At 63.0% G+C, this 9,115-nt stretch carries 9 protein-coding genes and 1 riboswitch; of the genes, 5 read left to right on the plus strand and 4 right to left on the minus strand.

The genetic code is table 11. The annotated features are described in order from the left end of the window. Positions 1–155 precede the first annotated feature (155 nt). Positions 156–1,094 (plus strand): DMT family transporter, encoded by a 939-nt coding sequence (locus QRN42_RS11485; protein WP_284975825.1) that lies wholly within the window; start codon positions 156–158, stop codon positions 1,092–1,094. Here QRN42_RS11485 and QRN42_RS11490 read toward each other — a convergent pair. After that, positions 1,091–2,014, minus strand: a complete 924-nt coding sequence (locus tag QRN42_RS11490) for a carbohydrate kinase family protein (RefSeq protein ID WP_284979289.1) — start codon at positions 2,012–2,014, stop codon at positions 1,091–1,093. The genes QRN42_RS11485 and QRN42_RS11490 overlap by 4 nt on opposite strands. A gap of 88 nt (positions 2,015–2,102) precedes the next feature. On the opposite strand from QRN42_RS11490, the gene QRN42_RS11495 reads away from it, so the two are divergent. Beyond that, complete coding sequence (locus QRN42_RS11495; protein ID WP_284979290.1) at positions 2,103–2,546, plus strand: metallopeptidase family protein; 444 nt, start codon at positions 2,103–2,105, stop codon at positions 2,544–2,546. 10 nt (positions 2,547–2,556) lie between these two features. Further along, positions 2,557–3,477 (plus strand): cation diffusion facilitator family transporter, encoded by a 921-nt coding sequence (locus QRN42_RS11500; protein WP_284975828.1) that lies wholly within the window; start codon positions 2,557–2,559, stop codon positions 3,475–3,477. A gap of 51 nt (positions 3,478–3,528) precedes the next feature. On the opposite strand, the gene QRN42_RS11505 is transcribed toward QRN42_RS11500, so the two are convergent. Then, positions 3,529–4,566 carry a universal stress protein gene (locus QRN42_RS11505; protein ID WP_284979291.1) on the minus strand — a complete coding sequence of 346 codons (1,038 nt, stop codon included), beginning with the start codon at positions 4,564–4,566 and terminating at the stop codon, positions 3,529–3,531. A 418-nt stretch (positions 4,567–4,984) separates the two neighbouring features. Here QRN42_RS11505 and QRN42_RS11510 point away from each other — a divergent pair, with 418 nt between their 5' ends. Next, on the plus strand, positions 4,985–5,686 hold the full coding sequence (locus QRN42_RS11510) for an NAD(P)/FAD-dependent oxidoreductase (RefSeq protein WP_284975907.1): 702 nt from the start codon (positions 4,985–4,987) through the stop codon (positions 5,684–5,686). 105 nt (positions 5,687–5,791) lie between these two features. Here the strand turns inward: QRN42_RS11510 and QRN42_RS11515 are convergent, their stop codons facing one another. After that, complete coding sequence (locus QRN42_RS11515) at positions 5,792–6,586, minus strand: C40 family peptidase (protein WP_284979292.1); 795 nt, start codon at positions 6,584–6,586, stop codon at positions 5,792–5,794. A 3-nt stretch (positions 6,587–6,589) separates the two neighbouring features. Then, positions 6,590–6,773, minus strand: a riboswitch (cyclic di-AMP (ydaO/yuaA leader). 116 nt (positions 6,774–6,889) lie between these two features. After that, positions 6,890–7,525: a copper resistance CopC family protein gene (locus QRN42_RS11520; RefSeq protein ID WP_284979293.1), complete on the minus strand. Its 636-nt coding sequence runs from the start codon at positions 7,523–7,525 to the stop codon at positions 6,890–6,892. A 116-nt stretch (positions 7,526–7,641) separates the two neighbouring features. Between QRN42_RS11520 and QRN42_RS11525 the strand changes: the two genes are divergently transcribed. Next, positions 7,642–9,084, plus strand: coding sequence for an NCS2 family permease (locus tag QRN42_RS11525; RefSeq protein WP_284975832.1), 1,443 nt, complete (start codon positions 7,642–7,644; stop codon positions 9,082–9,084). Positions 9,085–9,115 lie beyond the last annotated feature (31 nt).

The raw sequence follows: 9,115 nt of genomic DNA on the forward strand, positions 1-9,115 counted from the left end.
TTCTTGCTCGTCCGAACTGGACTCTAAAACTTTAGAGCATGAAGAGCGATATTCCCAAATCGAGACTCTGTGCCGTGAAGCGACCGCCTCAGCGGGACTTCGTGACGGGTCGAAACCCGCCAGCGACTCTCCCGAACCGCGATTAGATTATCCCTATGACAACCACCACCCCGGCCGGATCCGGCCAACCCAATCCCGGCCTGCCGCCGCGCACCACCCCAGCGCTGACAGCGGGCATCAGCAGGCGTGGCATCGCCGCCGTCGTCATCACCGTGCTCCTCTGGGCCTCGGCTTTCGTCGGAATCCGGGCCGTGGGCCCGAGCTTCTCCCCCGGTTCCTTGTCGCTGGGACGTCTGGCAGTTGCCGCCGTCGCACTTGGAATTGTTGTGCTGCCGACCCTCAAAGTGTGGCCGCGCGGCCGGGAGTGGCTCCCGATCATTGCCTACGGCGTGATGTGGTTCGGGGGCTACAACGTGGCCCTCAACGCCGCCGAGCACATGCTCGACGCCGGCACCAGCGCCATGCTGATCAACGTTTCACCCATCCTCATCGCAATCCTTGCGGGCATCTTCCTCAAGGAGGGCTTTCCGCGGTGGCTGCTGATCGGCAGCGGGGTTGCGTTCTGCGGCGTCGCGATGATCGCTTTGGGTTCGGGACAACGCTCGACGGCGGATGTCGCCGGTGTGCTCTTGTGCTTGCTTGCCGCTGTCCTCGCCTCAGTGAGCGCGATCCTGCAAAAGCCTGTACTCCGGAAATTCACCGCCGGCCAGGCGACCTGGTTCGGCATCCTGGTGGGAGCCGTTTGCTGCCTGCCGTGGGCCGGTCAGCTCATTACCGAAGTGCAAGCGGCCCCACTCCCGGCCACACTTGGCCTCGTGTACCTCGGCATCTTCCCTACAGCCATTGCCTTCACCACGTGGGCGTACGCACTTTCCTTGATCTCCGCCGGGCGGCTCGCGGCAACAACGTACCTGGTTCCGGGCACCACCATTTTGATCTCGTGGGCGGTGCTTCAAGAGGTGCCGACCATCTGGGGTTGGGTTGGCGGCGCAGTGTGTTTGATCGGCGTCGGATTGACGCGCCGAAGGTCCTAGCGGGCCATTCCTGCCAGAAGCTCCCGGTGCGTCGGCGGGTTGGCGCCGGGCCTGCCCACGGTGATGGACGATGCCATCGATGCGATGGTCCCGATCCGCTCCAGGACCGTGGGTGCCATCCCGTCGCTGCCCCGCAACAAGAGGCCCATGATCAGCGCGGAGGTGTACGAATCACCGGCGCCGATGGTGTCTGCCACGGCGGAGGGCACAGCCGGAACAGTGAGCTGTATGTGCTTGGTCGCCATGAGCGAACCCTTGGCGCCTTGCGTGATGACAGCCAGCCCGGTGCCAAGGGCCAGGAGATGCCTCGCAGTATCCTCCAGATCCTTGCCCGGGTAAAGCCACCGGGCATCCGAACCGCTCATCCTGACGACGTCGGTCAGTGGCACCATCTCCTCGAAAAGGGACAACGCCTCCTGATGGCTCCCCAGAAGATCGGGACGGATGTTTGGATCGTAGGTCACCATCGACGCGCCCTGCGCCTGCTCCAGCAAACCCCGCACAACCCCGGCCCCGGGCTCCAGGAACGTTGCAATGGAGCCGGTGTGGAGGATCCGCGGAGCGTAGGGCAGGGCAACGGGCGGCAAGGCCCAATCGATCTCGAACGTGTATGTGGCCGAACCGTCGGCAGCAATCCGGGCCGTCGCCGTCGCCGTTTTCTCCAGAGACTTGGACCCGGGCAACAGCACAACGCCGGCGCCCTCCAGGTGTGAGGCGATCGCGGCGCCCCGTTCGTCACGGCCAATCGCCGTCAGCAGCCCTGCTTTGACATCCAGTCGGCCCAGTCCGTAAGCGACGTTGGCCGGAGAACCGCCGGGGTACTCGATGTCACCTTCAGGGGACTTCACGATATCGATCAGCGCCTCCCCCACCACGACGACGGCGAGTGGCTCGGGCGTTAGATGGGGCGAGGCAGACATGCAGATCCTGTTCGTTGGCGAGGGCTTAGATTTAGTATCGCCCATGACGCCACAGCCCAGGGCCCTGCCCACGGGCTACAGTCGTAATATGCCCGCGAACCTCCCGCCCGGCCTTCCAAACATTCCCGACGGCGGTTTTCCCTCCTCGCCGCTGCGGAAGGCTCCCTTCGGGATGTCGGCCGAAGATTTTGAGGCGGCCGTTACTGATGCCTTGCACCGGATTCCGCCCAAGGCCGCCAACGCGATGGACAACGTGGCCATTTTCATCGAGGACGTCTACACACCCCAGCCAGGCGAGGATCCGGACACCGTATTGCTTGGGCTTTATGAGGGCGTCCCGCTGACCGAGCGCGATTCGTGGTGGGAGACAGGTTCGTTGCCGGACCGGATTACCATTTTCCGGCAACCCATCCTGGACATGTGTACCAGCCGTGAGCAAGTCATCCACGAGGTGGTCGTCACCGTTATGCACGAGATTGCGCATCACTTCGGAATTGATGACCACAGGCTCCATGACCTCGGCTGGGGCTAGCCTTATAAGCATGGCGCACGACCACAATCATTCCCACGGACTCACAGCAACCGGTAGGCACCGGAAACGGCTGATCGCAGTACTGGCCATCACCTTAGCGGTGGTGGGAATCCAGGTGCTCGGCGCCGTGGTGTCAGGGTCACTGGCCTTGCTCGCTGACGCCGGCCACATGCTCTCAGACGCGGCAGGGGTTTTCATCGCGCTGATGGCAGCGTGGATTGCCACCCGGCCAGCGAGCGATCAACGGACCTATGGCTACCAACGGGCAGAGGTCCTGGCGGCCTTGGCCAACGCACTGATCCTCATTGTCATCGCTGTAGTGATCATGATTGAAGCCCTGCGTCGTTTTGGTGAGACGCCGGACATCCGTACCGACGTCATGTTGTGGGCAGCAGTCCTGGGCGCCGTCGCCAATCTCTGCTCACTCCTGATTTTGCAAGGCGCGCAGAAAGAAAGCCTGAACGTCCGCGGTGCCTACCTGGAGGTCGTTGGCGACCTCCTTGGTTCAATTGCCGTGATTGTGGCTGCCGTTGTGATCATGACCACCGGCTTTACGGCAGCAGACCCGATTGCGTCGGTCCTCATTTCCCTCATGATCATCCCCCGGGCCTGGCACCTGCTACGAGACGTGGTTGACGTACTCCTTGAGGCAACGCCCAAGGGAGTTGATGTGAACATGATCAGGGAACACATCATCGCCGTCGACGGAGTAGTGGAGGCCCACGACATCCACATTTGGACCATCACCTCAGGGGTTCCGGTCTTCTCGGCCCACGTGGTGGTGGAGGACCAAGTGCTTAACGCCAGCGGGGCCGACAGCATCCTCGATCAGCTGGGGACCTGCCTGGGCCGGCATTTCGACACAGAGCACTGCACGTTCCAGTTGGAGCCCGTCAGCCACTCCGAGCACGAGTCACACCAGCACGCTTAGCCGGGACCTAGCACTCCCGGTCTGGACCTGGCACTCCCGGCCTGGACCTACCTAGGCTGCCCCGAGCATCGGCCCGAACTGGGGCCGGTCAGCCAGCCGAGGGTCTTCCCTGTCCGGGACAACCAACACGGGCCCCTTGGCATGGTGAAGGACGCCATCCGAGGTGGAGCCCAACAGCATTCCGGCGAACCCACCCCGTCCGCGAGTACCCAGGACAACAAGCTCCACCCCGCTGCTGGCCTCAACAAGGACCTCCACCGGTGAACCGTCCCTGAGTTCCGCTTCTACAGTCAATGCAGGGAAGTGGCTCTTGAGCCAGGCCACGCCCGCCTCAAGCTGGACCTTGATGTCCGCGAACAAAGCGTCCCTGTCCATGGGTGCAGGCACCCAAGCAAGTGAGCCGCTGTACTGCGGCACAGCGCAGATAACCCGGAGCTTGGCGCCTATCCGCATGGCTTGTTCCGCCGCATCAAGTACTGCCACCCGGGCTTGCTCCGAGCCGTCAACACCTACCACCACCACGTTCTCCACGGTCCGCGGACCGGACTTTGCGTGCTGGGCTTTGATGTGTTTATCCTCGGTGTTTTCACCTAGGCGGTCCGCGCAGTACAGCGGAACTGTTACGGTGGGGCACTTGGCGTGGGCCGGCAGCGCGCTGCTTACCGATCCCAGCAGCCGACCCACAAAACCGCCCCGCCCCCTGCTTCCAAAAACAAGAAGTGCGGCGTCCGCCGAAAGATCCAGCAGCACGCCCGCGGCGTCGCCGTTTTCCACAGAGGCGTCAACGTCGATGGCATAACTGGAGACTTTGTCCATGGCTTGGGCAATGATGGCCTCCGCGCCCTCGCGGATCACCGAATCGTCTACGGTCGCATAACCGCCGTCGAGCCCTGACGCAGCAAAAATAGGTACCGAATATGCCGTGACGATGTGCAGGGGCAGCTGGCGGCGTTCGGCGTCCCTCGCTGCCCAAACCAAGGCGCACTTTCCATGCTCGGATCCGTCAACTCCGACCACGATGCCACCAGGCGCCACTGCCTGGTCCTCGCGGTCATTCGGCTCATTGATGTGCCTGCCGTGCTGGTCCATGGGGGCCCGCCTCTCCACCTACTGCTTGATGTTCCGGCTATTCTGCCAGAGGTTTCTTCCTACGGCTTCCCGCAGGCACTGGTGTCAACAACCGGGGCGAAAGATCTCAAGGAATCTCTTCCGCCAATGCCCACTATTCTCGGTCCACAGGGCCTAATCAAGGCGACTTTGGGCTATGTGGGTAACGGTCCGGGCTCAGTTCTTGGACCCCGTTATTGCGGTCCGCCAGGACGCCGAAAAACGCGTGCTTGAAAGCTATCCTTGGCCGAAAAAGTTCGGTAGTGTTCGAGTCACTGAATGGACGGGCAATGTGTTTCACCACACACCTCGGCCATTAGCTGCGGCCGCTTGGGATTTCCGGCTGGGCCCACGCGCAGCCCGAACAGCACCGATGTCAAGGAGGAACCACGCAGTGTCACTGACGCCTGATTCCGGCATGGAACGTACCACCACCGTGGTCATTGGAGCCGGCCTCTCCGGCTTGGCAGTGGCCAGTGAGCTTAGCCGCCACGGAGTCGGTTCCATTGTTCTAGACGGCTTCGGCGCCTTGTCCGCTTCCGGACAGAACGTCAACACGGGAATGCTTCAGCGATGCGACGCGGGTGACCCTGGAACCATCCAAGAACGCCACGAGATCCTCCGGCACTTGCGCAACTACGCCGCCAACCACCACATAGATGTGCGCAATGCCACGCGTGCACTCCGCCTTGATTTCCTTGGGCGTGAACCATCCGCGCAACTCGGTTACGGGCTGTCCAAAAGCTTCACGGGGGCTGCTGCCAACGGGGCGTTGGAGCTCTCAGGCCCCATGGAAGCCGCCCCGCGCCAATGGGCTGTCCATACAGCGGACGGCATTCTGTTGGCGGATCACATAGTGGTGACGCGCTGCGCACAAAGCCAACTGCGTCGCATGCTGTCCGAACTGGGGATCGCCCTGGGCCAGAACTTTGCCACGGCCATGCGTGCCCTGGGAATGCACCTCGTGGGCGTCGGTGAACTCATCGCACCGAGCCCCAAGGAGGTGCTCCGGCAAGCCAAGGCCGTGGGGCAGGCGATTTCGTCAAAGGTCGCTTTGCCTGGCGGATCCGTTTCCACTGGCTCCCGTATGGCCATCGCCTGACACTTAATCGCACAACTGCGAACACCAAAGGCCGGCACGGTCGAAAGACGCTAGTCCTCGACCATGCCGGCCTTTGGTTTGCTGCCTAAAGCTGCAGCCTGAAGCTTATGCGCCCGCGCGCACGTACGTGACAGGCCCGACGGCGGTCATCCAGCTAACAGGGTGGATGCCGGTCTGGTTGCCGTTGATGCCACCGCTGATGGCCTGACCGTTGCCGATGTAAATGGCAACGTGACCGGACTGGACGATCATGTCGCCCGGCAACGGTGAGCTGACTACCTTGCCGTAGTTCAGGAACTGCAGGGGCGCGAGGTCCCCAACAGGGATGCCAGCCGAGCCAAGGGCCCTTTCCACCATGGCAGTGCAATCCTGCATGATGCCGATCTGCGCGTATGCCGAGGCGACCATGGCGGCGTTTACACCGCTGGCTGGCGCGGCGGCCGCAGGAGCTACAGGCGCTGCAGCCGGTGCGGCTGCAGTGGCCTTGACGGCAACGGGTGCTGGAGCAATAGCTGCGGCGGCTGCCTTCTTGGCGACCGGGGCCTGAGCGGCGGGAGCTTCGACGACGGGGGCCGGCTTTTCGACGACCGGGGCTGCCTCGGAGGCAACAGTGGGACGCTCGAAGTTGACGGTTGCCGTAGCTGCAGCGGTGACGACCTGGTTAGGCGCCCCGGTGACGTGTTCCGCTACGGTGGCGGGGCTGGAATCCCGCTGAACGGGCGGCTCGGCAGCGTGTGCCGCTACGGTGCCGGTCAAGACCAAGCCCGACGCCGCGGCGATCACGGCGGCCTGGCGACCAGCGCCGGACGCGTTGCTGGCAACGGCCTTGGAGATGGAAATAAAAGGATTAGGACGTACGGTGTCCGCCTTACGACGGCCGCGAAGAATGCGTGAAGACATGAAAGAGCCTCTCCCGATGCCTGCGAGGTTAGCTGTCGGATTCGGATGGGAGTCACCCGGCCACGATCCCCCGCTGTGCAGCGGAAGCCTCGTGGCTTCACCCCAAGGCACGCTCGAAAGCGACCTAAATTGGGTTCCCCGTCTCTGCCGTGGTTTGTCTGCGAACGGATTCCGGGACTGCGGCAGAGCTAGGCAATCAGTCCGGAAGTGCCCGCTACGTGGAACAGGCACAGTTACAACCGTACGGGATCCTTCCGGCAAAGTCACATTTCTGTAACGGACAGGCTTCCTGCTCAGGCTTCCCTACTCAGGCTTGTCGTCGCCGTCTGCCTCGTCCGGGACTGCCAGTTTGCGGCGCGCAGTCACTGCCAGGTACGCCACTATGCCAACTGCGACCACAGCCAGGCCCACTATGCTCCAAGGAAACGGCTCGGACGAGTCCTGGGCACCCACGCCCTCGCCCGCCCGAGGCGCACTGCTGCTGCCGGGAGCCGCTTCGCCCGCAGTCGGGACCGCCGCCAAGGCGGACGGCACCGCAGCGCCGCTTGCCGACGTCGTACTTCCAGCGGTTGCCGTGAAGCTGAAGGTGCCTTCAATGGGATGCGAGTCGGAGCTGACCACGCGCCATACAACCGTGTATTTGCCCGCCGGGGCACCGGAACGCAACTTTTGCACGGCTTGGTTGTCGATTATTTCGACGGCGCCGTCCGCCCAGTTCTGCCCGCCCTCGCTAACCGTGACGCCGGATCCGATGGCCAGCGGCGGGTTGTTGAACGTGATCGAAACCGACGCCGGAACCTCTGCCACGGTGGCACCGTTCGCGGGTGCCGTTGACTCAGCGACATCATGCGCGGAGGCAGGCGCTGCTGAAAACAGCAAAGCGCCCGCGAAGGCAAGAGCTGCGACGACGGCGGCCAGAAGCGTGCGGGTTGTGCGCATTTGGGGCGGTTTCTCCTAGTGTTGGCTTCCTTACAGAGTAGGCGAATGGTCACAGGCACCCGCTCCGCGGGGCATAGGATTTGATAGCACACTCCCCCCGAACCCCGGAGACCTTCATGCTGAAACAAGGTTCTGCCCTTGACCGCTACTTCAAGATCACCGAACGCGGATCCACGTACTCGCGGGAAATCCGGGGCGGGTTCGCGACGTTCTTCGCCATGAGCTACATCGTGGTTTTGAACCCTCTCATCCTTTCGGGCGCCGATTCCGGCGGGGGTACCTTGGGGTCGGCTGCTGTTGCGGCGACCACTGCCTTCGTTGCAGGCATCCTGACAATCCTCATGGGCGCCTGGGCCAAACACCCATTTGCCTTGGCCACCGGCTTGGGCGTTAACGCCTTTGTAGCGGTCACGGTTGCCACGCACCCGGGCCTTACCTGGCCGGACATGATGGGTTTGGTGCTCCTCTCCGGCCTGACCATGCTGATCCTGGTCCTGACCGGTTTCCGGACGGCTGTGTTCAAGGCAGTTCCCGATGCCCTAAAGACCGCGATCGTGGTGGGCATCGGCTTCTTCATTGCCTTGATCGGGCTCGTGAATGCTGGCTTTGTCCGCCGGATCCCCGACGCCGCCCACACCACGGTTCCCCTGGGGCTGGGCGTTGATGACAAGTTGCTCGGCTGGCCCACACTGGTGTTCGTCGTCGGGCTGATCCTGACCATCGCCCTGGTTGTCCGCAAGGTCCGCGGTGCGATCCTGATCGGCATCGTGGTGTCCACCGTGCTTGCGGCCATCCTCGAATTCACGCTTCACATCGGCCCCAGCTTTGATGGGAAAAACGTCAACCCCCGCGGCTGGTCGCTGGTAGCCCCCACCATCTCGCAATGGGGCGCCCCCGATCTGTCCCTGATCGGCAAAGCCAACCCTGTAGGCGCCTTCCAACACCTCGGCTTCATCGCCGCTGCCCTGCTGGCTTTCGTGATCCTGCTCAGCATCTTCTTCGACGCCATGGGCACCATGGTGGGCTTGGCCAACGAGGCAGGCACCGTGGATGAACACGGCAACATCCCCAACGTTGACCGTGTCCTTCAGGTGGACGCCCTCGGCGCCATCATCGGTGGTGGCTCCTCCGTGTCCTCGAACCAGATCTTCGTTGAATCCGGCGCCGGCATCGGGGAAGGCGCCCGAACCGGCCTCGCCTCGATCGTCACAGGTCTCCTGTTCCTGGTGGCCATGTTCTTCACGCCACTGATCAACCTGGTTCCATTCGAAGCCGTAGCGCCGGCACTGGTAGTGGTGGGTTTCATGATGGTTTCGCAAGTGGGCAAGATCGACTGGCAGGACTGGGGCCTCGGCATCCCCGCCTTCCTGACCATCGCCCTTATGCCGTTCACGTACTCGATCGCGAACGGCTTGGGTGCAGGCTTTATCTCCTACGTGCTGATCCGCGCATTCCAGGGCCGCGCTCGTGAGGTGCACCCGCTCATGTGGGTTGTGGCAGCGGCGTTCGTGTTGTTCTTTGGCATCGGCACCATCGAGGAGATGTTCGGGGTCAAGTAAGGGCAAGGCCCGAGTCCGGAGACCCAGACAC

This window comes from Arthrobacter sp. fls2-241-R2A-200, from assembly GCF_030209745.1.
Lineage (GTDB): Bacteria > Actinomycetota > Actinomycetes > Actinomycetales > Micrococcaceae > Arthrobacter.